Here is a 25,643-nt window from a genome sequence, read left to right as displayed (position 1 = left end):
TATGGCATGGGCTTTTTTGGCATTATGGGCAGCGAGTATACTCGCTGCGCTTCTTGTTTACGGACAAAAGCAGCTTTCAGAATTCGACCCTAACGCGGTTTTATTACATCACTCTACAGCGGCAAGCTTTGATCATGATGTTGTCGAGCAATTAAGAAAAATGGATATTCAGGCTGGCAGCATTGTGCACATTGGCAGTACGCAAGATTGTTACTGTGAACGTTTAACTGAACCTCATCAACGGCAGTTACTTAGCCGCCTTAACCCGTCATACAAACTTATTTCTACCACCATAGAAACGCAGCCTTCTCTTAAAAACTTTATACCTTCAACGCCTGCCCTCATTGTGTTAGATGATGCTTTTCAACTTCGTTATATCGGGCCTTATGCAACAGGATATGGGTGCTTTACAGGTAAAAACTTGGTTGACACAATCGTAAGTTACACGCAGCAAAGTCCATATAACGGTGCCGTCGTAAACGCCGATGCTACTGGGTGTTTTTGTACCTAAGGTGGCATGAAAAATGTAACACCACTCCTATCGAGCCCTTGCAAAGTCAGGTTGGTTAACATTTACCAAGAGCGCTGATTTTGTCTGAAATAATTACAGGAGTGTTTTATGCAAAAGCAAGCCACCCTTTATCGAATGGTTACTTCGGAACATATATGCCCATTCGGATTGAAGTCGAAAGATTTGCTTGAAAGAAAGGGCTTTAAAGTTGACGACAGGCATCTAACCAACCGTTCAGACACCGATGCATTCAAACAGAAGTACAATGTTGAGACCACACCACAAACGTTTATAGCGGAAAAGCGAGTTGGCGGGTACGACGCGCTTCGCGATTTTTTTGGTATGAAACAAGAGAGCGAGTTTGGCTCGCGCTACACGCCCATTATCGTTACTTTCGCGCTTTCAATGCTAATGGTGACTGCACTTATGTTTCGCGGCGCCTTAGTGTTTAGTATTGAAAATGTCGTAATGAGCTTTGTCGGTGTAACAATGGTGCTGCTTGCATTACAAAAACTTCAAGATATTGTTGCTTTCTCAAATCAATTCATAACGTACGACTTACTGGCAATGAAGCAAGTAAGATACGCTTATATTTACCCTTTTGCAGAAGCGTTTGCCGGTTTGGGAATGCTAGCGTCGCTGCCTGCTTACTGTGTATCCCCCGTTTCAATGACGATTGGAGGTATAGGTGCAGTTTCTGTAATAAAAGCGGTCTATATTGAAAAAAGAGAGCTGAAATGTGCGTGCGTAGGCGGGAACTCGTCGTTACCGCTTGGTTTTATTTCACTATCTGAAAACATAGGCATGCTGGCCGCTGGCGTTTATATGCTGCTTAAATAATTGACTAAAGTAACAACTACGCTAGGTGCTGCCTAGCCCTTTTAAGTGGGCAACAGCACTGCGCCCCAGCGCACTTAAGTCGTACCCCCCCTCTAGCATACTAACAATTCTTCCGTTACAGCACACATTGGCCACCTGTTTCAGCTGCTGGCTTAACCAAAAATAATCGTCTTCAACTAAGCGCAAGTGCGCCATGGGGTCTTGTGCATGGGCATCAAAACCCGCTGATATCAAAATTAACTCAGGTTGGAAGTTTCGCAGTGCATCAAACCAGTACTGCACCTTATGTCTGAAAACCTCACCTGTGGTGCCAGCTTCAAGCGGAACCGATAAAATATTGCTCGCTAAAACAGGAGAGCCAGAATGCGGATAGAATGGATGTTGAAAGCTCGAACACAGCATGATGCGCTGATCACCCGCTACAATTTGCTCTGTTCCATTACCATGGTGGACATCGAAGTCTACAATTGCCACGCGTTTTAGATGATAATTTTGCAGTGCGTAACGTGCAGCTATAACAATGTTATTAAAAATACAAAAGCCCATGGCACTATCATAAGTCGCGTGATGCCCGGGCGGCCGAGTTGCACAAAATGCCTGGCGGTCACTGCCTTCTAATACCCAATCGACAGCTTCACATCCGGCGCCAGCAGACTCTAACGCAGCAGTTAAACTATGACGCATAAGCCCCGTATCTTCGTCTAGCCATACCGTAGCGTTTTTTTGCTCGGCATAAAGCGTTTTTTCATTATCGCTGTAGTCTACTTGGGCGGCACTTTCAAAAACGCTTTTGACATAATAGGGATCATGAGCCAAGGAGAGATAAGCTTGTGCAATGGGCTTAGCATCTACATGCTCACACACCATATCCAGCCCAGAAGCTAAAAGCTGGTCATCAATAGCAAAAAGCCTATCTGGCGATTCTGGGTGCTCACTGCCTATATCGTGTTTGGTTCCATGTTTTCCACGGTAAATTCTCAGTGTCATAGTAGTGATGCCACATCAAGCACAAGCTCAACGTCGCTTGGATCTCCAGTGAACTTTCTTTTGAAATGCGCCTGTTCAAATATGGCAATCATAGGCTTATTGTCGCCGCGCACATACGCCATCATCTTGCTTATCTTACGTCCTTTTGCAACTTCAATAAGTTCATTCAAGAGCCGACTTGCCATGCCTTTACCTTGTTGAGTTTCTCGCGTCACGAACGCTGCCTCGCAGGTATTATCAGACGGGTTATAATAAAAACGCCCCACAGCGTGTATGGTAATCCTCGATCCTTCCTGTCTTACAATGCAAAGCGCAGCATCGGTACTTTGGTCGACTGACACTAAATTACACGACTTTTCCCGCGACATCTGTTTGGGGTCATAATTGTAACGAAGCCTGAGTGTTTCTTTTGTGTGTGAATAGAAGAATTCTTGCAGTCTTCGCTCATCGGCAGGGTTGAGCGGGCGCATGTAAAAAGTTTCGCCTTGAATAAGAAGCTTTTTAAGCTGAATTGCGCCTAGCTCAGGTATGTCGGTGGGGTATTTCTCTTGATAATGAGGCACCCAATAATGCTGCCTTACTTCCTGAAGTAGCGATGCCCTAAACTTCGGGTGTGCCACCCGAATCAACTCTAACGCGCGCTCTCGAATACTCTTACCTTTTAGCGATGCAATACCATATTCGGTAACGACATACTGTACATTTCCTCTGGATGTAACAACCCCTGCGCCCTCACTGATCCTTGGTGTAATGCGCGATACCGATTCACCTTTGGCTGTAGACGGTAGTGCAATGATTGCTTTACCGCCTTTGCTTATTGAGGCGCCGGTTACGAAGTCAACTTGCCCACCGATCCCACTATAAAAATCATACCCCAAGGAGTCGGCAACCACCTGCCCTGTCAAATCTACTTCTAACGCACTGTTGATAGCCACCATGTTATCGTTTTTCGCAATATTGGTAGGCTTGTTAACGTAGCTACTTGGATAGAATTCAATGTGAGGATTATTATCAATTAAGTCATAGAGTTTGCGTGAACCTATCGCAAAACTCGTGACCACTTTTCCGGGGTGAAAAGTTTTCTTTTTGTTGGTAACAGCACCCGATTCTAAAAGCGCAATTATGCTATCAGTAAGCATTTCGCTATGAATGCCGAGATCTTTGTGATTGCACAAATATTTAAGCGTAGCGCTAGGAATTTTCCCAATGCCAAATTGAAGTGTTGCGCCATCATCCACCAGCATTGAAACGTACTGCCCTATTCGTTCGGCAACCGAGTCCATTGGCGGGGGCAATACTTCAACTAACGGTTCATTTGCCTCAATACATGCGGTTATTTCACTAATATGAATATACGAATGCCCTGCCGTTCTTGGCACGCTGGGGTTAATCTGTGCAATCACCTTTTTAGCTTGCCGAATAGCTGACATTGCAATATCAACAGCGGCACCTAGTGAACAATAGCCGAATTTGTCGGGAGGGCTTACGTTCACCAGTGCGGCATCAAGCGATAGCGTACCGTCGCTGAACAAGCTAGAGATTTCCGATAAGAATACCGGAGTGTAATCTGCTCTTCCCTCGTCCACTGCCTTACGCATGGTTTCGCCACCAATAAAAAACGTATTCGCTTTAAAAAGGTTTTTGTATTCTTCTTTTACCCATCGCGTATCGCCAAGCGCTAGCATATGCACTAACTCGATATCACTCAAACCTTCGCTGTGTTCAATAAGGTGCTGAACTAATGCGTACGGAACAGAGGCATTGCCGCCAACAAATACGCGACATCCCGACTTGATCAACGATTGCCAGTTTGGCGCTTGCGGTAACGTGGAAGTCATATCTTTTTTGCTCCTTAAGCGTAGCAACCAGAGCGAGCTGTTCTAGAACCAAATTAGTACAAAAAAGAACAGCACGCTTTAAGATAATCATGCCATAAATAAAAGATTTTTCCCTATAAAACGCAGCAAAACATATAGGCGAATGGTCTTAATATTACCAACCACAAAGCCCTAGATGATCGCTGCGCTTTTGGAAACGCGCTATAAATTGGTATTTCAAATGCGCGTAGCTACTTGCGTTCCTTGTGAAAGAGCTTTTCAACCATAACGTAAAACATCGGCACAAAGAAAATAGCCAAGAACGTTGCCGCAAACATGCCTCCCATTACCGCAATACCAATTGCGTTTTGACTTGCTGCACCAGCGCCGCTTGCCAGCGCCAGTGGTGTTACGCCTAAAATGAACGCCATTGACGTCATAAGTATGGGACGGAAACGTTGTGACGCCGCGTTTGATACAGCCACCATTAGATCTTCGCCGTTTTCATATTGCTCTTTTGCAAATTCAACAATAAGAATGGCGTTCTTTGCTGCTAAACCAACCGTTGTTAAAAATGCAACTTGCAAATAGACGTCGTTAGGAAGGTTGAAAATGAAGGCCGCGGTTACCGACCCCAGAATACCCAAAGGTACTACTAGCATAACGGCAAACGGCACCGACCAACTTTCATAAAGGGCGGCCAAACACAAAAAGACAACAAGTATCGAAATTGCGTAAAGCATAGGTGCCTGCGATCCCGCCTCTTGCTCTTCAAAAGATAGTCCCGACCATTCAATGGCAAACCCTGGCGGCAACTGCTCTACCAGTTTTTGCATTTCAGCCATTGCTTCGCCCGATGACACTCCCTCGGCCGCACTACCTTGAATATTGACCGATGAAATACCGTTGAAGCGCTCTAGCTTTGGAGAACCGTATACCCATTCGGTAGTCGAAAAAGTATTAAATGCCACCATTTCGCCGTCGCTGTTGCGCACAAACCATTTGTCCAAATCTTCTGGCGTCATGCGGTGCGGTAAATCGGCCTGCATGTAAACTCGCTTTATCCGCCCTTTGTCGATAAAGTCGTTTACGTAGCTCGAGCCCCACGCAATTTGCAGCGCACTGTTTATTTCGCTCAAGTTGAGCCCAAGCGCAGAGGCCTTCTCGCTGTCTATATTGATTTTAAACTGTGGAACATCGCTAAGACCATTAGGGCGAACACCCGCTAGCTTCGGATTCTGTGCCGCCATGCCAAGCAATTGATTCCGCGCATTCATCAACGCTTCGTGGCCGTTGCCGCCTCTATCCACCAGCTGCATATCAAAACCAGTGGCATTACCTAGCTCCATGATCGGAGGTGGAACAATTGGGAACGCAGATGCGTCTTGGATTTGACTGAATGCGCCAAAAGCCCGCCCCATTACCGCAAAGGCGGAATTGCTCTCATCGCGAACACTCCAATCGTTAAAATTCAAAAATGCCATACCCGCATTTTGCGCTTGCCCAGCAAAGCTAAAGCCCACTACGGCAAACATACCATTAACGGCTTCTTGCTCTTCGTTCAGTATATAGTCTTCTACTTGCTTGATAGATTCTAAAGTACGGCCTGCCGTTGCACCAGGAGGCGTACTGACTAGCACCATCATGCGCCCCTGGTCTTCATCAGGTAAAAACGCGCCAGGTAGCTGGCTGAATATAAAGGCCATACCGCCTACCAGTAGGCCGTATACTACAAAATAGCGCTTTACCCGTTTCGCCATATGGGTAGTGGTTTTCTGATAGCGGTCGCGCCCCTTATTAAAGGTACGGTTAAACCAACCAAAGAATCCCTTGTTCTTATCGTGACCTTCTGGGTGCTTTTTGAGCAGCGTTGCGCAAAGTGAAGGAGACAACACAATGGCAACGAGCACTGAAAACGCCATTGCAGATACGATGGTGACGGAAAACTGTCGATAAATGGCACCTGCTGAGCCGCTGAAAAACGCCATTGGAATAAAGACGGTAGACAATACCGCAGCAATACCCACCAATGCGCCGGTGATCTGCGACATAGATTTTTTGGTGGCCTCGGCAGGTGATAAGCCTTCTTCCTCCATGATGCGCTCTACGTTTTCGACAACCACAATGGCATCATCGACTAATAAACCTATTGCTAACACCATCGCGAACATGGTCAATACATTAATGCTAAAGCCAAACGCCAAAAGCACAGAAAAGGTGCCAAGCAGTACAACCGGAACGGCAATGGTAGGAATGAGTGTGGCGCGCCAGTTCTGCAAAAACAGCAGCATAACTAAAAATACAAGCACGACTGCCTCAATCAGAGTGTGTACCACCGATTCAATAGACAATTCGATAAAAGGCGAACTATCCACCGGATACACAACTTTAACTGTATCGGGCAAGTTAGCTCGAAGTTCCTCTACCCGCGCTTTTACTGCTTTAATGGTGTCGAGCGCATTGGCACCCGAGGCAAGACTTATCGCCATTCCCGATGCAGGATTACGATCATACCTAACAATAACATCATAGCTTTGTGCACCAAGCTCTACCCTCGCCACATCACGCACTCGCACTTGGGAGCCATCGGTGTTTACACGAAGAACAATGTTTTCAAAATCCTCTACCGTTTGCAGACGACTTTGCGCTTGGATTGTTGCATTAATTTGTTGGTTCTCAATAGCAGGAAGGCCACCTAACTGACCTGCTGAAACATCGGTGTTTTGAACTTGCACCGCGCCCTGTACGTCGTTTGGTGTAAGGTTATAACTATATAGTTTATCTGGATCTAACCAGATTCGCATAGAACGCTGCGCGCCGAATACGCGCACGTTACCTACACCATTAACCCGAGAAATAGGATCTTGAAACTGCGATACTAACAGGTCGCTTAAATCATACTGCGACATTGAATTGTCTTCAGAATAAAACCCCACGGCCAGAGCAAAAGCACTGTTAGCTTTGGTTACAGTGACACCTTGCTGCTGTACTTGCGTTGGCAGCAAAGGTAGCGCTCCCTGCACTTTATTTTGTGTTTGAACCTGAGCAATGTCAGGATCTGCGCCGGGTTCAAACGTCAGCGTAATAGACATGCTGCTATTTGAGCTACTGGCAGAAAAATACCGTAAGTTATCAATCCCCGTTAAACTTTGTTCAATAACTTGGGTAACCGAATTTTCTACGGTTTCCGCAGATGCACCAGGGTAAGTGGCAGAAATGGTCACCGACGGAGGCGCCACTTTAGGGTATTGTTCAATCGGTAGTGAAGTGATGGCAAGTACACCAGCCATCATAGTAATTATTGCCAGCACCCATGCAAACACGGGCCTGTCTATGAAAAAACGTGCCATAATACGTTATACCCCTTGTATGCTATCGAGAACCACGTGACGAAGGCTGCCACTCAGAGGCATTTACTTTGGCACCGGGTTTCACTTTTTGATACCCAGTTACAATCACTTTTTCACCCTCTGTCACGCCGTTAAGCACAACGTACTGATCGCGATAAGTCTTGCCCACCTCGATGGTGCGCCCCTCTACTTCACCGTTATTATTTACGACATACACAGACAGCGAACCGTCGGGCTGGCGAGTTGTAGCACGCTGAGGAACCAGTAAAGCATTTTCGCGCCCTGTAATGACATGACCTTTAACAAATAACCCTGGTAGCAACACGCCCTCTGGATTTGGCATTTCAGCCCTTAATGTTACTGAGCCGGTCGTTTCATCTACCGTCACCTCAGAAAATTTAACGCTTCCCACTTGTTCATAACGCTTACCCGTTACCTCGTCTACCGTCAATTCAACATCCATAGACCCTTGTTTACGCATAGACTGACGCAGCGTAATAATCGAGGCCCCAGACTCTTGCATATCAATAAACACAGGGTCTAGTTGCGTAATTGTTGCCAGTTGTTGCGCTTGGTTAGTGGTCACCAATGTACCTTCGGTAACGTATGAGCGACTAATACGGCCGCTTATAGGCGCATACACCTTGGTATACTCCATATTGACTTTGGCAACATCGACCGCCGCCTCTGCAACGCTGATGGCTGCTTCAGCCTGCTCTTTTTGCGCAATTACATCGTCGTATTCCTGCCTACTGACGGCATTTTTTGCAATGAGATCATCATATCTACGTGCTTTCGCCTCCAGTGTTTTCAAGTTTGCATGCACGCTTTTCAAATCAGCTTTTGCGCTGTTCAACTGTGCCAGGTAACGGTCTTCGTCGATTTGGTAAAGCTGCTGCCCTTTTTCTACCTGCGCTCCCTCTTCGAACAGTCGTTCTGTAATCACACCATCAACTTGAGGCCTCACTTGTGACTGCCGAGACGCACTAACACGACCTGGTAAAATCATTTCGTGAACAACAGGTTGCTGTTTTAGCGTTATCACAGATACCGACGGGGCCGGCATGCTTTGCTGCCCCCCCGACTGCGTTTGCTCATTCTCTTTTGAACAGCCAACAACACCTGTAACAACAAGTAATGCAGCAGCGACATAAAAGATGCGACTCATAAATTTTCTATTTCCCAATAACGTATATCTACAGAGCACGGCCTTTGCTCTGTATAACCAAACTGTAATTTATTTAAAGCTTATTGCTTTCGATGCGCCGAGCAACTTACCACCGCTTTTGCGGTAAACTGCCGGAAATGACTTGGCATAGTTAAGCATGTATTTGTACGCGCCTACGCTCTTATAGGTCATATTGTGCGCATTAATCACTAACAAGAAAAGCCAATGAAGCTGAAGTTACCGATGTTATCGGTCAGTTACCGCTTTTGTATGCATTGTGCGGATAATGCGAAGTTATAAAGCCAGGCACGTTCTACTTAAACGAATAAAAGTGGGTAAGGACTTGGTAGGCATGGATGACCGCCTGTGCTTCTTGCTGTGTTCCGCCTTTGTCTGGATGCGCTGATTGCAGCGTGCGTTTGTAAACACGCTTTAGCGATACAAGCGTGACAGGCTCGTTTTGAGATAAACCAAGTACATCATGCGCTTTTTTAATTTCATCTTGCCCATGACTGCCAGAGTCTGCTCTCAACATTTTTTGCCAGAAGGCGTTTAACAGCGTATCGACTGTATCACGATCAGCTTCTTCAAAATTACCCCAATCGAGGTAATACTCAGCAAGTGGATCAGGATTGTCTAAAGCCGTCACACTTGCCTCTTCATTGCTTTGCGTTAAACAACTATCACTAAACAGGTTCAGCTTTATACTAAGAGCATGTATGTCTAACACGCCTTCGTTCTGTTCTATCCAACACTGCCTCAACTGATACAGTGCATGAAACAGAATAAAGTGCGTTTTAAAAAGCATCAGCGGGTCTCGCAAAGCATCTTCATCGAAAACCTGATAGGGAGGCTTTTTCAATATCTCAATAAGCGCATATTCACTGATACCATTGATAAACTGGCGTTTGTGTGTTGATAAAATATCAACAAGAAGTTCAGCTTGCATTACGTACGTATGGCTGGCGTTCGGCTGTTTATACAAAACCTGTTACCTTTAATTTAATGCCAATAAAAGATGGTACTAAGAGTGTACAAATATGTTACGCGCGGGCCTAGTTGAATTTTTCTTGACGAAAGTAAACCAAATTACCGCTTTCACTGTTAAAGTAGGTTGGTCAAATTAAAAAGAATAACCTTGGAGCTCCTTTGAAAGCACTCATTGCCCTTACCAGTATTGTTGGTTTTCTGATGGTGGTACTACCTGGGCCACTTTATCAATATGCCGGCGTCAGTTTAGGTACCGCATTTACGTCACTTCGTTTTGGCGTATACGTTGGTGGTGCTGCGTTAATACTGATAATTTTACAGGTATTAGTGAATCGTAAGAACGTGAGTTGGGGTAGTACATTTGTATGCGCCGTTCTTGCTTTAGTAGCCGTTGGCATGCCCGTTAGCATGATGAGCAAAGCTAGCGCCGTTCCGCCAATTCACGATATTACTACCGACGTAACAAACCCACCTGAATTTGTTGCCATTGCACCGCTTAGAGAAGCCGCACCGAATTCTATTGTCTATGAAGGCGGGGACGTAACGAAACAACAGCTTGACGCGTATCCTGAAATTAAAACGCAGCTGCTTCCTCAACCTATAAATCAGGTCTATATGGCCGCTGAGAAAGCCATAGAAGCACTAGGCTGGGAACGAGTAAGCGAAGGCGCACTGCCCAACACGCTAGAAGCCACAGATACAACAACATGGTTCGGTTTTAAGGACGATGTGGTCATTCGCCTAACGGCCAAAAGTGACGATACGCTTGTTGATATTCGCAGTAAGTCGCGAGTAGGTAAAAGTGACTTAGGCAAAAATGCTGAACGCATTGAAACCTTCATGGCCGAGCTAAGAAGCCAGCTAGGTTACCAGTAAGCTCAACTTGAAAAAATATAAGCGAAAGCCCGCTAGTGATTCACTAACGGGCTTTTTAATGCTTTGACTTCGTTAAGGTGTAAAGCCGTAATAAAATTTAGCGCCCTCTAAATCAAAGCCTTTCCCTATTGCTAGTGAGCTAATTTAAGAACCACTACGCCTGCCACAATAAGCGCAACGCCAAAATAACGAGCTAACGACGATGGGTCGCCGTAAAACATAACGCCCACTAAAAACGTGCCCGCGGCACCTATTCCTGTCCATACAGCGTACGCTGTACCTATGGGTATTTGTTTTTGTGCCATCCAAAGGCAAAAACCGCTGGCAGCCATAAATCCTATTGCAAGTAGAATTCCCATAACGCGAGTTTCCACTTCTTGCGACAGTTTAAGTCCCACGGGCCAACCAATCTCTAGTAAGCCCGCAACAATTAAATAAATCCAGCTCACTTGTACATCCTTAACGTTACTTGTTTTGGCTTATCGGTAAAGTATACCTGCAAGGTTTTAAGATGATATTCAATGCATCTTAGCATGTTGCAATTCAGCGTTTGTCACTAAAGGCTTGCCAACTGAATGCTCACCATTCCTAGTACCGCAGCGTTTAAACGGTTGAACCAGCGCCAAAACTTAGGGCGCTGCATATGATGAGCAAAACGCGCCGTAAGGGTACTTAAACCTATGAACCACACAACAGATGCGCCAATCGCACCACCAACGAACCACCATTTATTTTCCTGCCACTGGCTCGCCAAGTTCCCCATAAGTAACAAAGTATCTAAATAGAAATGAGGATTTAACCAGGTTACCGCCAGCGCAATAAGCAAAGCCTTTTTGAAAGACAGTTGCTTTTTTGCCATCTCTAGAACAAGCGCATCGTTAGCTAAAGAAGACTTTATTTTGTTAAACGCTATCCACAACAAAAAGGCTACGCCAGCCCACTTAGTAACGGTGACTAGCATTGGATACTCTTGCAACAACAAGCCGAATCCCATAGCCCCTAAGCTAATAGAAATGGCATCGCTTAAAATAAACAGCAAAACAAATAGAGAGGTCCACTGTCGTTTCATCGACTGCTCGATTAGAAAGCTGTTTTGCGCCCCTACTGCGATGATAAGGGTACCGCCCATCACGAAACCACTAGTTGCTGCCGCCAACATGATAAATGCCTCTTAGAATAAATAATTAAATAAATAGCGTGCGTGCTTTTTGCCTGGTTTTTATAACTGCCCTTTGCCGCTTAACACCGGGTATGAGTATCCAAGCAAAATTTCGAACTGCCGCTATTTTATACACCTTGCCATACTTAATTAAATTAATGATACTTGTATTAAATAAGCAAAATTAATAATTTTAACGTTCATTTCACAGGCTTCAAAAATGTTAGATTACGACGCGCTTAGATGCTTTCATGAAGTATTACGCTATGGCGGTTTCGAAAAAGGTGCACAGGCACTAAACCTCACCCAGTCTGCGGTTTCGCAAAAAATTAAGCGACTTGAACAAAGCGTGGGCGGGCCCGTTATGGTGCGAACGAAGCCTCTTCGAGCAACCCCACTTGGAAAAGAACTGCTGGCGCATATTCAAAAAGTTAGCGTACTAGAAGAAGCCCTTAATATTAAAAGTGGCTTAGAAGCTTCGGCAGCTCCTATCAGCGTAGCCGTGAATAACGATGTGCTCGCCACTTGGTTTTCGCAAGTTTTGGCCGTGTTTAGCGATAAACGGGCCAACCCCGTGCACATCGTTAATGCTGACCAGACACAAACCAGAGACATTCTTCAGCAGGGCCGAGTTATGGCATGTATTAGTCAAACAGGCACCCCCGTTACCGGCGGCCAGTCAGTAAGGCTCGGCACCATGCGCTATCAATTATACGCGTCACCACGTTTTATTGCGCGATACCTTCACAAAGAAGTATCGCCAGAAAGTGTGATGTTCACACCAGGCTTACTTTATGATGAACACGATGTTACGTTGCTTACTGACTATCAAAGGGAATGCTTGAAAATTGCGCCTACGTTCACTACATGTCATTGGTATCCGTCGTCTCATGGCTTTGTAAAAATGGCGTTAGATGGTGTCGCTTGGGCTTTGTTACCTACATTGCAAGTTGTGCAAGAAGTACAAGAAGGTGATCTTGTTCCACTTTTTCCAGAAAAAACGTTGGGTGTACCACTTTTCTGGCATTGGACAACGCTTGAATCAGCAGCGCTAGAGGACCTGACAAAAGCCGTACGCCGCGTAGCGAAACTTCAGCTACGTTAAAACAGTGCTGCTAGCTTTGCGTCGTGCTTTAACACTATACATTTCTGCATCAGCTTGATTGAGCAAAGCGTCTAAATTTGTACTTCTTTCTTGCGTAATATTCGCCCCCACACTAGCCGTTACCGGGATAACAAAGTTTTCTGTTCGAATATCCCTTGCTGCTAAACTCGCAGCAACGCGCTCAACAAGTCTTTCCGATTGACCTTTACTGTAGCAATGGCTCATTATCACAAATTCATCTCCCCCTATTCGCCCTACGGCATCTTCGTCTCGGCACTGATTTACCAATACTTTAGCGATGATCTGTAAAATTTTGTCCCCCGCACTGTGACCGTACTGATCGTTGATTTCCTTAAAATCATCAACATCGATAAATAATACGGTGAGATAGCCCCCTTCACATTTAAAATTACGCACTAAATTACTCGCTAAACTTTCCCAGCCACTGCGATTAAGTACTTTGCAAAGCGGATCAATGGAAGCACGCTTGAACGCTGCTAGCCTGTCTTGGTCTAGCTTTTTCACTTTTCTAGATGTCGCTATAGCGAAAATAAATGCTTCAATCGTAATACCTACTACTAATCCATAACGAAACATAAAGGGCGATAGCTCTTCAAACACTAAGCGAAACAACATAGTAAATGCCATAGTTGCAATACCTAGCATAACGAGCAAAGAACAGTGGACTTTCTTAATGCATGCGTATACGCAGCCGGAGATGGTACCTGCCATAGTAATTAATGTGATAATGCTCAATAACGTGTTCAATCTTAGGCCTTGCTCAATGGGTAATATGAGCTGCACAAGTGCAACAAATAAAGCGGAAAAGGCTAGCCCTAATAACATCTGTCGTTGCCACTTTTTTAATAACGCTTTGAAATCAAGTAACTGGTCTAAAAAGCGCACTGCAGCAAAAACAGTTATTCCCGCAAACATTAGGTGCAGCTTGAAGTTGCTAAAAAGCGTTGAATAAGGAAGCGCTATATAAAGTAGCCCTTCTTGTAACAAGAAAAAAATGGCCGCACTTAGCACATAAAAGCTATAGGAATAGAATCCGTAGTTTCGCATGCTGTTGCCTAAAATACCCACGTAAAGGGTGAGCGCTAAACAGAAACCGATAAATAAACTCAGGGTAAACGTGTGAGTAATTGCCGTGCGTTGATACTCACTTAAGCTTTTTATACTAGGTAAAAAAGGCTGAGCAATTTGAGAATTAACATCTAAGTAAAAGACACTATTTCCCTCCGGTAAGAGATACAATTCGTACGCGCCAGGTAATGTGGAGACACGCTGCATTTTCTTATCGAAAAGCTGATTATAAGAGATATAGTTACGGCTAAAATAGAATACTTGAGGCGCTACATTTTCGCAGGTCAAACGTATTCGTTGCAGCCCTTGTTCTAAAAGGTAAGGTTGCGCAGATGTATTGAGTTGCCTTGGTTCTATGTCGCATTTAGCCAACGAGTGAAAGCTCGCTGCAACAACTACAAACCACATCAAAAAACGAAACAAACGACGAATTACTTTGCATGCCATAGATTTGCCTTCCTACTGGTACAACTGCTAACTCCATGTAGCAAAAAAGTCCATCTAACTCGGGCACTAAGGTGTATTGTCGATAGATATGCGCAGCATGCTTCTATGCAAAAACAGTCGATTTACAGCAAAGGAAACTCAACAATACGCGCTAGCATTGTTATGCAAACCAATACATGGGTATATTTATTTGCATATAATTAGTCTAGAAGAAAAAACGAATAAAACAGTTTTTAAAACGAAAAATATCCACAGCACAAGCGACAATCCTTTAAAACTGTGGCCTCTAATACCAACCATGCATGGTTCACGTTTCTACCATTAAGGGTTTGCTTTTCATTTCACTACTGCGGCTATTCGTCGTGCTTAAACTAAAGTACATAGGTTCTCAATACGCAGCTTTTTGGCTTTTACTCTACCTTTAAAAAGTGCGAAAGCGTGATCTGCATTATCGCTTTTGGTTGTCACTTTGTTGCAAGAGCGAGTTCAAATATGAATAGCCATAACATTGTCGTAAAGCTTGTTGCTTTCATCATTATTCTTCCATTTGCTGCTAACGCATTGTCAAAGGAAGACGCTCACCACCACTGGCAAGAAACGCCTCATCATCTGTCGGCACTTATTGGCACTACCTATACCAAAGAATGTGGCAATGCATTTACGGTAGGTGTTGACTATGAATACAGAGTAAACGACTTTTTAGGCGTAGGTTTCGTTGCCGAATATGCGTTTGAAGACATGGATGCCTATACCTATCTAATAGTCGCCGACCTTCACGTTACCAACAGCTTCATCGTTCAAGTTGGCCCGGGCGTTGAATTTCACGGCAACCATAAAATGGAAGTAGGCAGAGTTGGGCTTTTATACGAATTCGAAATGTCTGGTTTCACCATTTCACCTCAACTTCATTATGACTATCACCGCAATCATAAAAGTGCGGTTGTTGCTGGATTAGCAATTGGTATGTCGTTTTAAAATATAAATATCGAAACGAACAACATATAAACCTGATCCCTTATTCGCTATTTTAAAGATTCAGTAAGCCTGATAGGGTAAATACATAACAATTATCAAGGAAGACATATGAAATACGGACATATCGTTTTAGGTATAGCAATTGGATTTATAGCTGGCTTTATAACGGCTAACGTACTTTCCTCTGAAAAAGCAAACGCAGAGCCTTCACAACAACAAGCGGACGTTGTAGTAAAAAACGGCACTGCTGTTAATGAAAAAAATCAAAATACCGCAGTACAACAAGTTACAAGCAACCCTTCACTAACCCCCTCTACAGATAGCGATAAGACTTCTTCGAACGACTCAGATAAAGCTGCTAACGACGAATCTCTATTGTCAACAACGGCCAAGGTAACTGACACTGACATAAATAATGATGAAACAACGTCGTTTCCCACTGCGCAAATAGAGCTTGACCAGTGGATTACTGGACATAAGTCAGAATTAGAGCGCAGCATGATTGAAAAGTTAGGTGAAGACAGCGCGCAGTTTATGCTTCAGCAAGTCAGCAAAGACAACACCTTTTTGAACAGCCCGATAGCAGACCGTCCAATCGAAGAAGATTTGGCCACTCGTTTTCAAAAAGAACAAGCGATAATAGCACATGTTCAAAACAGTACACTTGACCCACACACCCGTGTTTTAAACGTTGTGTGTATCCAAGGGCGCTGTGAATTAACCCTTGAAGGTAGCGATCAGTCAGCTGCGGTGTTTATCTACATGGAACTGGTTAATGGCGCAGTTGCTGGGCTAAGCGAACTGAAAACACCAACGGTTTACGCCGACTCAAAGGAACAAGGAAAAGGGTATTGGGCCTACATGCTGTTTAGCTACTAAGCAGCTTATCAACGTTGTTATAGTAAATGATTTACCTTGTTAATGGGGATTGCAGCGCTTGTAAGCATTGTTCAAGTGAGGCTGACTACACCACCTGCCCAGCTGCCCAGCCGCTGCTCCACGCCCATTGGAAGTTAAAGCCACCGAGCCAACCAGTAACGTCGACCACTTCGCCTATAAAGTAAAGGCCTTCGACGTTTTTCGCCATCATGGTTTTTGATGATAGGTCATTGGTATCTACACCGCCTATGGTAACCTCGGCGGTGCGATAGCCTTCAGTGCCGTTTGGCTTTATTTGCCAATTTTCTAGGGTGTCAGCAATAGCATCGCATTCGCCGTGGGAAAGCTGTTTTACCGGAACATTGCGCCAGTTATGATATTCGATAAAGCTTTGCACCATACGCTTTGGAAATACCTTGTTTAAACTTGTAGCAAGTAAGGCATCGGGAGTTTCAGTGCGCGCTGTTTGCAAAAGCGCCGTGGCGTCGTCATTGGGCAGCGTGTTAATGCTTAAACTGTCACCCGCCTCCCAATAACTTGAAATTTGCAGCATAGCCGGGCCGCTCAAACCACGGTGAGTGAAGAGCATCGCTTCTTTAAACGTGGTGTCGTTACAACTAGCGTATACATCCACGGCTATACCGCTAAGCTCTGCCAGTGTGTCTTTGTCTTTATCGTGTAAGGTAAAGGGAACAAGCGCTGCGCGTGTGGGTAACACGTTAAGGCCAAATTGCTCGGCAATTTTATAGCCAAATGGCGTCGCCCCCAGCTTTGGCATGCTTAAGCCACCGGTTGCGATAACTAAAGACTCACAGCTATATTCGCCGTTCGAGGTAGTTAGTAAGTACCCACCTTCAACTTTTTCCACGCTTGTAATTTCACAGCGAGTAGTAATGGTAACGCCTGCTTTTTTACACTCGTTAAGTAATAAGTCGACGATATCTTTGGCGCTGTCATCACAAAACAATTGGCCCAAGGTTTTTTCGTGATAGGCAATACCATGCTCGGCGACCAAGCCAATGAAGTCCCATTGGGTATAACGGCTTAGTGCCGACTTACAAAAGTGAGGGTTTTGTGAAAGAAAATTTTCAGGGCCCGCGTACATATTGGTGAAATTGCAGCGCCCGCCCCCTGACATAAGGATCTTGCGGCCGACTTTTTTGGCATGATCGAGCACTTCAACGCTGCGCCCGCGCGCGCCTGCCTGTGCCGCGCAGAACAGCCCTGCTGCACCTGCACCAATTACTATAACGTCGCGTTTAAACACAATTAACCTCTAGGGAACACTGCCAAAGGATGCGTAGTAATTAACTGAACAAACGCACGAGTATTTGGCTTAATAGCGTTTTCATGACTGACACGCACTTTCAGTTCATCACCGCTATCAAGCAGAACGGCGTACAGTCGACTCTCGCCTTCGTAGCGTACCCACTCTACCGTACAGTTCGTTTCGCTAAGTGTCGCATCTAAGCTTAAATCGTCAGGGCGTACGAGCAAGTCTACGTTGCCATTAGCACCTTGAAGCGGTGTGCCGGGTACGTTTCCAATTTCAGTAACCACAGTGTTGTCTGTATTTGCTGCGCTACCGTCAAAGGTGGCACTTAAAAAGCTCGCCTCGCCCATAAAACGCGCCACAAACCGGCTTGCCGGCGACGAGTAACAGGCTTCAGGGGTGTCTAATTGCTCTAGCACACCTTTATTTAATATGCCCACTCTATCACCAACACTTAATGCTTCTTCCTGATCGTGGGTTACCCAAATAGCAGGCACACCTGCTTTTTTTAAGGCATCGCGAATTTCCCAACGCAAGCTGTCTTTTAGCGCAGCATCTAGGTTTGAAAGGGGCTCGTCTAGCAGTACGAAAGAAGGTTCGTGCGCAAGAGTTCGCGCTAGCGCAACGCGCTGCTTCTGACCGCCAGAAAGACGTGCAGGTTTTGCATCGCGGAAGTTATCTAACCCTAATAAATTTAGCCAATGATCGGCAAGCTTAGTGTCTTTTAATCGAAAGCACACGTTTTGTTGAACGGTAAGGTGTGGAAATAGTGCAAAATCTTGGAACACCATGCCCACGTTACGCTTTTCAGGCGGCACGTGTTTGTTTGCTGTACTTTTCCAATTACCCAGGCTCATAGACCCTTCTGAAATAGGAATAAGCCCAGCCAATGCTTGCAAAATAGTCGTTTTACCGCAGCCAGTTGGCCCCACCAACATGAGAATTTCGTCTTGTCCCAGCTCAAGATTTAACTTGTCGACAACGCGGGTAGACCCATAATTCACTGACAAATTACTAACACTAAGCATTACGAACGATCATCCTCGGTAACAGTAAACTGGGCTTTTCTCTCGCCCGACAGCATGAGAACCAAGCCCACGCCAGACAATAAAACTAGCAGAAGCCCAGGTACGGCAGCACGTCCAAAGTAACCCGCCTCATATACACGCCACATGTAAGTGGCTAAGGTTTCAAAACCTGTAGGCCCTAACATTAATGTAGCGGGCAACTCCCGCATGGCTTCCAAAAATACTAATGCAGCCCCTGCAATCATACCACGAAGGGTTAAGGGCAGCGTAACTCGTATAAAGGCCTCTCTTGGGCTAGCGCCAAGTACGCGAGCCGCTTTAACTAGCCCCGAATCTATATTCTCAGCGGTACTTCTGACGCTGCCTACCGCAAGAGGAATAAAACGCAGTACATAGGCCATAACCAATAAACTTAAGGTTTGATACAGCGCAGGCAAGTACTTAAGCCCCACGTAAACCAGTGCCGTTCCCATAACAATACCTGGTACACCAAAGCCGAAATAGGTAATGCGCTCCATAAATCGCCCAGCTTTACCCGCAATAGCCGCGTGAGCAACGGGAATGGCAAGTAGCACGGCCACAATCGCGGCAATAAATGACGCATGGGCTGAATTCCATGCATAGCTTAATTCAAAGCCGCCAGTTCCTTCCCGTACTAACCACAGCGTAAAAATAGCAAGGGGAAGTACAATGGCCATGAAGACCACGGGCATGGTCGCAAGTAACATGAGGTTGCGCTGCCAGCGTGCGGGAAATAACGATAAGTGCTTTCCTGGGCGCTCTTGTGCGCCACCGATACGGCTTTCTATAAATAGAATGAGCCCAACAATCACCATAAGCTGAAGGCTTAGCATGGCCGCCTGGCTTAAACCAAAGGCGTTATATTCAACAAAGATAACGCGGGTAAAGGTGTCGAAGCCCATTATTGCAGGCGTACCAAAATCAGATAACGCGTAAAGTGCAGCAAGGAGTGCCCCCGCAGCAACGCTATTTACAACGCGCGGTAGTACCACACGCCATAAGCTAGCACCTAACGACAGACCTAACGTACGCGCCGCGTTAACCAAGCTTGCATCTAAACTCAACAGGCTTGAACGGGTTGTCATCATGACAAAGGGGTAAGTGTACAGGCTCATCACCAGAGCCGAGCCCCACAAACCGCTAATTGGCGGCGTGCTAATACCTAAAACGTTCTCTATTTCTCCGCCAGTACCAAATGAAAAATACATGGCGAACGCACCAATGTAGCTGGGTAATGCCAATGGCGCAGCAAGCAAAATAAGCCAGAACCGCTTAAACGGCATTTGCACATAGGCGGTTAAAAAGGCAAGCGGTACACCAATAAGCACCGAGCCAATGATAGTTAGTACAACAAGCGAAATTGTGTTACCTAAAACGCGAAGGTTATGGGTATCGAAAAGCTGCGCACTATCTTGAGCTAAAGAAAACAAAACGCCGACGGGCAATAAAGCCATCAGCGCAATAAGTAGTGCCAGTGGATACGACTTTGGCCAGTTTGTCACAGTACGCCAACTTCCCTCATCAGGTTAAGTGTTGGGCGTAAATCAGCCAGTTTACGAAGGTCCATTTCAGGTGGCGAAAGCGTACTTAAATCCGCTAAGCCTTGCGGTGGCTCAACCCCTTGAACCAACGGAATTTCGTATGCTTCGCGTGCAAGATAAGACTGCACTTCATGCGAAAGAAGGTATCGAATAAAATTAACCGGTAAGTCACCGTCGCTCAAAGCTACAATGCCCGACGCATTTACTAGACAGCCCGCATCGCCTTTGCTGTAAGCAAGGGCCACATTGGCGTTAGGTTTACCCGATTTAAGGCGAAGCGTGTAGTAGTGATTAGCAAAGCCAATATCTACTTCGCCACGTTCAACGCCCATCACTACACCGAGTTCGCCAGCATACTTTTTTGCGTGCTTATTAATGCCTTTAAGCCACGCTTTGGTCGCTTTGTCGCCTTCCAAAACACGCATAGCGGTAACAAAAGACTGGAACGACGAATAAGCCGGCGCCCAGCCAATTTTCAAATCGCTGTCGGCTAACGCCATTACGCTTTCTGGAATTTGTTCGGGCTTAACGCGCTCGGTGTTGTAAGGCAGTGTACGAACGCGACCTGTTACCGGAGACCAGCTAGGGTACTGAAAATCTTCGCGAAGCTGCGAGCGCAAATCATCAGGCAATGCTTTAGCAGCGCCTGCATCAGTAACCACACCAATAGAGCCCGTATCTACGGCCCAAAACAAATCAGCGCGTTTAACCCCCGCTTTTGTTTCGGCAACAATGGTATTTGCCAGTGCTGCCGAGCCGCCGCGTCGAACCTTCAAATTCAGTTTGGGGTTGCGCTTTTCAATGGCTTTTAAAACATTTTCGTACAGGCCGCCTTCACCACGCCCCAAGTATAAGGTGAGATCACCTTGTAATTTAGGCAACGTTTCAACCGACACACTGGTGCTCTGAGTCATTGCGCTGGCGAAGCCAAACGGCAGACTGCCTAAAGCGCCGGCGGCGGCTAAACCTTGTAAAAATGTTCTACGCTGCATAAGCTTCCTTTAAAAAACGTCTTGACGACTCTTTTGTGCCTCAACTAACAAAGTACGTGCGCGGTCGAGTTTAGTATGCATCGACTCAACAACATTGCGAACCGCATCTACCCCTTTGTCTTTGGCGATGGCTTGTGGAAGCGTTACGTTAAAGTCTTTTTCTAGTGCTTCAACAAGATCCGCATCTTTTGCAATTAAGTCGCCTTCCACGCCTTCAAAACGTTGAAGGTAAGTATCATGAACCAGTGTTGTTGCCACCTCATGCAATTGTTCTGCATATTTTGCAACAACGCGGTCAAGTCGCGTTTTAATGTCATCAATAACTTCAGGCCCTGTAGTAGGTTCTTTCTCTGTGGTTTGTACCTTATCCACTAAGCCTTTCTTTTGATATTGGGCGGCAAGTTTAACTGCGCCTAACGCTTGCCACAAGGCATGATTCAGCTTCTCTTGTTCTTCGCGTACGTGTTTTAACGGCTTTCCTTCGTCAATAGCCATTTTAACGCCGTAAATACCTTGCCAGATTGATGCGTAAATCGGCACAAACTGCGTTTCTATTGCTGAATGAAATTCAACTTCTTCCCAGAACTCGATTAACGCATCGGTGTCTAGCGACTCGTCTTTCGCTTTGTAGGCATCAACAACACCACCAAACTTATGTTCTAACCATTCAACTTCTTCAGTATATTCGCCAATATGTGCGTGAAGATTGTTTACATGATCGCCAATAGCACCGTTTGCAAAAACATTACCCGAAAATAATGCAAAGGTAACGCTTGAAGCTAACATCATTGCGCTTAGTTTTTTTAGTGTTGCTGTCATATTTAGTCCTAAAAGCTTATCTTTTCGCGAAAATGATACTTATTATCATTAAGCAAGTAAAGGTAACTAACCGAGTCTGCCTGCCATACGCCTTTTTGAATAGCTTTCTTATGGCACCTGTTTTTCCCGTCGAATTAGCGTTGTTATAATCTCAAAAAGTCTGATATTTAACGGTTTTAATGAGGTTCCAGATCATAGTTTTATGTCATTTTAATGAAATCAAACGCAAAGTATATGGGCTTTTTTTAGGCACAAAAAAACTCGCAAAAATGCGAGCTTTTAAAGACAACTACGCCGCTGATTTACAAGCTGTCTAACATGGTTTGTGCATCACTCACGTCAAAGCGACCCGGATCTTCAAGATTCAGTTTTTTTACTTCGCCATCTTCAATCAACATTGAGTAACGCAACGAACGCATGCCACCGAAATTGCCGGTACCCATATCTAAGCCAATTTGCTTAGTAAAGAAACCGTTACCATCTGCTAGCATAATAATGTTTTCAGCATTATTAGCTTTGCCCCACGCGTCCATTACAAATGCGTCATTAACGCTAAGGCATATAATGCTATCAATACCTTTTGCCTTAATTTTGTCTGCCAGCGCTACATAGCCTGGTAAATGAGCTTGAGAACAGGTTGGCGTGAACGCACCTGGTACTGCAAACAACACAACGCGTTTATCCGAAAAAAGTTCATTGGTTCCCGGGTTAGTCATTTCACCGTCTACTAACAGGCTAAAATCTACCTCAGGTAAGGTGCCACCAACTTGTATCATGCTACTCTCCTAGGTTTTGTTGACACAAATACACATCAAATCTATGTTTTTTACTTTCTATAGCCATTGATGCCTTTACTCCGGCCAGCACGTCTGCACTATTAGGGCGTTTCACCACTACCCGGTGCGTGGCTAGCTTCAGTGCTGGCGGTAACAGCGCATCTGCGTCTGGGTCGTGCCCAAGCAGTTGCTGAAACAGCCGCATTTCCTTTTTCACCAAGGCTGACTTCTTTTTGTGTGGGAACATAGGATCTAAATAAATAGCATCCACGCTTCCACCGTCAAAGTATTGCATTACCTCGGCACTATTTCCATGTTGAAGTGTCATTCTTGCTGCAAGTTCAGGGTATGTATGCGCTAATCTGCGAATGCCATCCTCCAAAAGTGCCGCCACAATAGGCGAACGTTCAATTAAGGTTACCTTGCATCCAACGCTTACCAATACAAATGCATCTCTCCCTAGCCCTGGCGTAGCGTCTACTACGTGCCATTGTGTGTTGCCTTTAATACCAATGGCTTTAACAATCGGCTCTTTGCGCCCGCCACCATGTTGCTTCCGGTACAGACTCGCCGGTGATGCAAAATCAACCTCTATCGGCAACACTTTTTTGTCACCAGCATCAGCAAGGCCAAGAACATTATGTTCAATTTGCAGATAAAAGCCCTCACCGGGAATGTTATCTTCATCAATGATTGGAAATGCCCACTTATCGCTAATACTGCTGGCCAGCGCACTATCTGCGGTATCACTAGGATTTTTCACAACGACGGGTAAACAACTAAGCATGACCATATTGCTCCTTATGGCCTATCCAGCGATTAATAATTGCCTGCGCATGGGAAGGGTAATTTTCCCACAGGGTATACGCGATTTCCTGCACTTTAGGTATGAGTGCTGCGTCTCTTACTAAATCGGCTATTTTAAGCTCGGCCATGCCGGTCTGTTTAGTGCCCATAAATTCTCCTGGACCGCGAATTTCCAAGTCACGCTGCGCAATGTAAAAGCCGTCATTCGACTCGCGTAATACGCCAAGACGCTGTGTTGCGGTTTTAGATAGCGGGCTTTGGTACATCAGCACACACTGACTTTCAACAGCACCTCGCCCTACCCGACCGCGAAGTTGATGCAGTTGCGCGAGTCCCAAACGCTCTGGGTTTTCTATAATCATTATACTGGCATTAGGTACGTCAACGCCTACTTCTATAACAGTAGTAGCGACTAACAAATCAAGGTGTCCGTCTTTAAAATCTGCCATTACTTGCGCTTTTTCTGCTGGTTTTAATCGTCCGTGCACCAGGCCCACTTGCAAGTCAGGTAACGCAGTACGCAATGTTACCGCAGCATCTTCCGCGGCTTGGCATTCAAGCACTTCCGACTCATCGATAAGCGTACACACCCAGTAAGCTTGGCGGCCATTTTCTTTGCAGGCTTGACGCACGCGCGCGATTACATCGGCACGACGAGTATCGGGCAACACAACAGTTTGAACAGGCGTTCGACCAGGCGGAAGCTCATCAATGACAGAGGTATCTAAATCTGCGTATGCCGTCATCGCCAGTGTGCGCGGAATAGGTGTAGCGGTCATAATAAGCTGATGAGGATAGCGCCCTTGCTGTTCGCCTTTATCTCTCAACGCAAGGCGCTGGTGTACACCAAATCGGTGTTGCTCATCAACAATAACTAAAGCTAACTGTTGATAAGTCACACTTTCTTGAAAGATAGCGTGGGTACCTACCAACATTTGAATATCACCAGCTTCTAAGCGCGCTAAAACTTCATTACGGGCTTTGCCTTTAAGCTTTCCAGCAAGCCAGCCTACTTCAATACCCAAAGGTTCTAACCAGCCTCGAAAGTTATTCGCATGCTGTTCGGCCAAAAGCTCTGTGGGTGCCATTAGCGCTACTTGATAACCTGCTCCTATGGCTGACAGTGCCGCAAGCGCTGCAACAAGGGTTTTACCTGACCCCACATCCCCTTGTACCAAACGCATCATAGGGCGCGCGTGCTGCATATCTTTTTGGATATCTTGCACAACACGGGCTTGTGCTCCCGTGGGAGAGAAAGGCAGCTGTGCCAGCATTTTATCGATGAGCGCTTTGTTCACACCTATGGGTATACCGGGCTGTGCATCTGACAGTTTACGCACTTTTAATACACTTAAATGGTGCGACAGCAGTTCTTCAAGAATTAAACGGTATTGTGCCGGGTGAAGTCCTTCTTCCATTTCATGCACATCTACATCTGGCGGCGGTCTGTGCACCATATGCAGCGCTTCATTAAGGCTAATCTGATCATCATAAATACCGTCTGGCAGCAGATCAGCCAGCGCGCCTTTATCGAGCAGTTGCAAAGCTTGTTCGGTCAAATTTCTAAGCGTTAACTGCTTTACGCCATCAGTGGTAGGGTAGACCGGTGTTAGCGATTCTTCGGTTATCGGTGCATCTTCATCAACAAGTTTAAATTCGGGGTGCATCATCTCGATCCCCCATTTGCCGGTGCGCACCTCGCCAAAGCAGCGTACCGTATTCCCCGGCGTCATTATCGAACGCTGCACAGCGCCAAAATGAAAAAAGCGAAGGGTGATGGTTCCTGTACCATCGCTAAGTTTCACCACTAACATGCGCTTTTTGCCGTATTGAATGTCAGCGCTCATTACTTCACCTTGTACGCTTACATGTGTAAACGGGCGGCATTCGGCTACGCTATAAATACGGGTTCTATCTTCGTAACGATGGGGAAGATGAAAAAGAATATCTTGAAGGGTAAATAAGCCTATTTTATTAAGCTTTTCTGCCACCTTTGCGCCTACGCCTTTAAGCGCAGTGATCGGTGTAGTGGCGAGTGCTTGCATTAAGCTACATCCTTCTTTTAAACATATGATAAATCGAGCGTTGTTAGCCCTAACATGTAGAAAAGAAGTGTAAAGGATTGTGACGTGGTTGGCGAGTACGCTTTAGGCCAGTTTTTTAGTCTAGCCCAAAGCAAAATCTCGCATTTGG

22 protein-coding genes are annotated in these 25,643 nt (G+C 45.5%); 6 read left to right on the top strand and 16 right to left on the bottom strand.

Going from position 1 to position 25,643, the window contains the following annotated elements; all coding sequences use genetic code 11:
• Position 1 precedes the first annotated feature (1 nt).
• Both BK026_RS15525 and BK026_RS15520 read left to right on the top strand, forming a co-directional pair.
• Positions 2–511: a DUF6436 domain-containing protein gene (locus BK026_RS15525; protein WP_256253853.1), complete on the top strand. Its 510-nt coding sequence runs from the start codon at positions 2–4 to the stop codon at positions 509–511.
• Between the two features lie 108 nt (positions 512–619).
• The gene (locus BK026_RS15520) at positions 620–1,351 is read left to right on the top strand and encodes a MauE/DoxX family redox-associated membrane protein (RefSeq protein WP_071816660.1); all 732 of its coding nucleotides are present in this window, start codon (positions 620–622) and stop codon (positions 1,349–1,351) included.
• Between the two features lie 21 nt (positions 1,352–1,372).
• Here the strand turns inward: BK026_RS15520 and BK026_RS15515 are convergent, their stop codons facing one another.
• The 5 genes from BK026_RS15515 to BK026_RS15495 form a co-directional block, all read right to left on the bottom strand.
• Positions 1,373–2,338 (bottom strand): histone deacetylase family protein, encoded by a 966-nt coding sequence (locus tag BK026_RS15515; RefSeq protein WP_071816659.1) that lies wholly within the window; start codon positions 2,336–2,338, stop codon positions 1,373–1,375.
• Complete coding sequence (locus BK026_RS15510; RefSeq protein WP_071816658.1) at positions 2,335–4,176, bottom strand: bifunctional acetyl-CoA hydrolase/transferase family protein/GNAT family N-acetyltransferase; 1,842 nt, start codon at positions 4,174–4,176, stop codon at positions 2,335–2,337. Before BK026_RS15510 ends, BK026_RS15515 begins: the two co-directional genes overlap by 4 nt.
• Positions 4,177–4,406: 230 nt before the next feature.
• Positions 4,407–7,505: an efflux RND transporter permease subunit gene (locus BK026_RS15505; RefSeq protein WP_071816657.1), complete on the bottom strand. Its 3,099-nt coding sequence runs from the start codon at positions 7,503–7,505 to the stop codon at positions 4,407–4,409.
• 22 nt (positions 7,506–7,527) lie between these two features.
• Entirely contained in the window at positions 7,528–8,673 is a 1,146-nt protein-coding gene (locus BK026_RS15500; protein WP_071816656.1) for an efflux RND transporter periplasmic adaptor subunit, read from the bottom strand.
• Between the two features lie 313 nt (positions 8,674–8,986).
• The gene (locus BK026_RS15495) at positions 8,987–9,658 is read right to left on the bottom strand and encodes a DNA-J related domain-containing protein (RefSeq protein WP_256253851.1); all 672 of its coding nucleotides are present in this window, start codon (positions 9,656–9,658) and stop codon (positions 8,987–8,989) included.
• Between the two features lie 164 nt (positions 9,659–9,822).
• Here BK026_RS15495 and BK026_RS15490 point away from each other — a divergent pair, with 164 nt between their 5' ends.
• Complete coding sequence (locus tag BK026_RS15490) at positions 9,823–10,539, top strand: DUF1499 domain-containing protein (RefSeq protein WP_071816655.1); 717 nt, start codon at positions 9,823–9,825, stop codon at positions 10,537–10,539.
• A gap of 131 nt (positions 10,540–10,670) precedes the next feature.
• Here BK026_RS15490 and BK026_RS15485 read toward each other — a convergent pair whose 3' ends face one another.
• Together BK026_RS15485 and BK026_RS15480 are read right to left on the bottom strand one after the other, a co-directional pair.
• A complete protein-coding gene (locus BK026_RS15485; protein WP_071816654.1) occupies positions 10,671–10,988 on the bottom strand; it encodes a multidrug efflux SMR transporter in 318 nt (105 codons plus the stop codon).
• A gap of 107 nt (positions 10,989–11,095) precedes the next feature.
• Complete coding sequence (locus BK026_RS15480; RefSeq protein ID WP_071816653.1) at positions 11,096–11,698, bottom strand: LysE/ArgO family amino acid transporter; 603 nt, start codon at positions 11,696–11,698, stop codon at positions 11,096–11,098.
• A 220-nt stretch (positions 11,699–11,918) separates the two neighbouring features.
• Between BK026_RS15480 and BK026_RS15475 the strand changes: the two genes are divergently transcribed.
• Entirely contained in the window at positions 11,919–12,803 is an 885-nt protein-coding gene (locus BK026_RS15475; protein WP_071816652.1) for an ArgP/LysG family DNA-binding transcriptional regulator, read from the top strand.
• Here BK026_RS15475 and BK026_RS15470 read toward each other — a convergent pair.
• The gene (locus tag BK026_RS15470; RefSeq protein WP_071816651.1) at positions 12,795–14,339 is read right to left on the bottom strand and encodes a diguanylate cyclase; all 1,545 of its coding nucleotides are present in this window, start codon (positions 14,337–14,339) and stop codon (positions 12,795–12,797) included. The two genes, BK026_RS15475 and BK026_RS15470, sit on opposite strands and share 9 nt — an antisense overlap.
• Positions 14,340–14,831: 492 nt before the next feature.
• On the opposite strand from BK026_RS15470, the gene BK026_RS15465 reads away from it, so the two are divergent.
• Both BK026_RS15465 and BK026_RS15460 read left to right on the top strand, forming a co-directional pair.
• Positions 14,832–15,314 carry a hypothetical protein gene (locus BK026_RS15465; protein WP_256253849.1) on the top strand — a complete coding sequence of 161 codons (483 nt, stop codon included), beginning with the start codon at positions 14,832–14,834 and terminating at the stop codon, positions 15,312–15,314.
• A gap of 108 nt (positions 15,315–15,422) precedes the next feature.
• Positions 15,423–16,193, top strand: coding sequence for a hypothetical protein (locus BK026_RS15460; RefSeq protein WP_071816650.1), 771 nt, complete (start codon positions 15,423–15,425; stop codon positions 16,191–16,193).
• 85 nt (positions 16,194–16,278) lie between these two features.
• On the opposite strand, the gene BK026_RS15455 is transcribed toward BK026_RS15460, so the two are convergent.
• The 8 genes from BK026_RS15455 to recG all read right to left on the bottom strand — a co-directional run bounded on the left by BK026_RS15455 (position 16,279) and on the right by recG (position 25,495).
• Positions 16,279–17,460 carry an NAD(P)/FAD-dependent oxidoreductase gene (locus tag BK026_RS15455; protein WP_071816649.1) on the bottom strand — a complete coding sequence of 394 codons (1,182 nt, stop codon included), beginning with the start codon at positions 17,458–17,460 and terminating at the stop codon, positions 16,279–16,281.
• A gap of 2 nt (positions 17,461–17,462) precedes the next feature.
• Positions 17,463–18,494: an ABC transporter ATP-binding protein gene (locus BK026_RS15450; RefSeq protein ID WP_071816648.1), complete on the bottom strand. Its 1,032-nt coding sequence runs from the start codon at positions 18,492–18,494 to the stop codon at positions 17,463–17,465.
• Entirely contained in the window at positions 18,494–20,017 is a 1,524-nt protein-coding gene (locus tag BK026_RS15445; protein WP_083575101.1) for an iron ABC transporter permease, read from the bottom strand. The genes BK026_RS15450 and BK026_RS15445 overlap by 1 nt, the downstream gene beginning before the upstream one ends.
• A complete protein-coding gene (locus tag BK026_RS15440) occupies positions 20,014–21,048 on the bottom strand; it encodes an extracellular solute-binding protein (RefSeq protein ID WP_071816647.1) in 1,035 nt (344 codons plus the stop codon). The genes BK026_RS15445 and BK026_RS15440 overlap by 4 nt, the downstream gene beginning before the upstream one ends.
• A gap of 9 nt (positions 21,049–21,057) precedes the next feature.
• Positions 21,058–21,867, bottom strand: coding sequence for a hypothetical protein (locus BK026_RS15435; RefSeq protein WP_071816646.1), 810 nt, complete (start codon positions 21,865–21,867; stop codon positions 21,058–21,060).
• A 302-nt stretch (positions 21,868–22,169) separates the two neighbouring features.
• Positions 22,170–22,643 carry a peroxiredoxin gene (locus BK026_RS15430; RefSeq protein ID WP_071816645.1) on the bottom strand — a complete coding sequence of 158 codons (474 nt, stop codon included), beginning with the start codon at positions 22,641–22,643 and terminating at the stop codon, positions 22,170–22,172.
• A gap of 1 nt (position 22,644) precedes the next feature.
• A complete protein-coding gene (locus tag BK026_RS15425) occupies positions 22,645–23,430 on the bottom strand; it encodes a class I SAM-dependent methyltransferase (RefSeq protein ID WP_071816644.1) in 786 nt (261 codons plus the stop codon).
• Positions 23,423–25,495: an ATP-dependent DNA helicase RecG gene (recG, locus tag BK026_RS15420; protein WP_071816643.1), complete on the bottom strand. Its 2,073-nt coding sequence runs from the start codon at positions 25,493–25,495 to the stop codon at positions 23,423–23,425. The genes BK026_RS15425 and recG overlap by 8 nt, the downstream gene beginning before the upstream one ends.
• Positions 25,496–25,643: the final 148 nt, after the last annotated feature.

The sequence above is a fragment of the Alteromonas sp. V450 genome (assembly GCF_001885075.1).
Lineage (GTDB): Bacteria > Pseudomonadota > Gammaproteobacteria > Enterobacterales > Alteromonadaceae > Alteromonas.
This window is presented reverse-complemented; position numbering and strand designations above follow the sequence as displayed.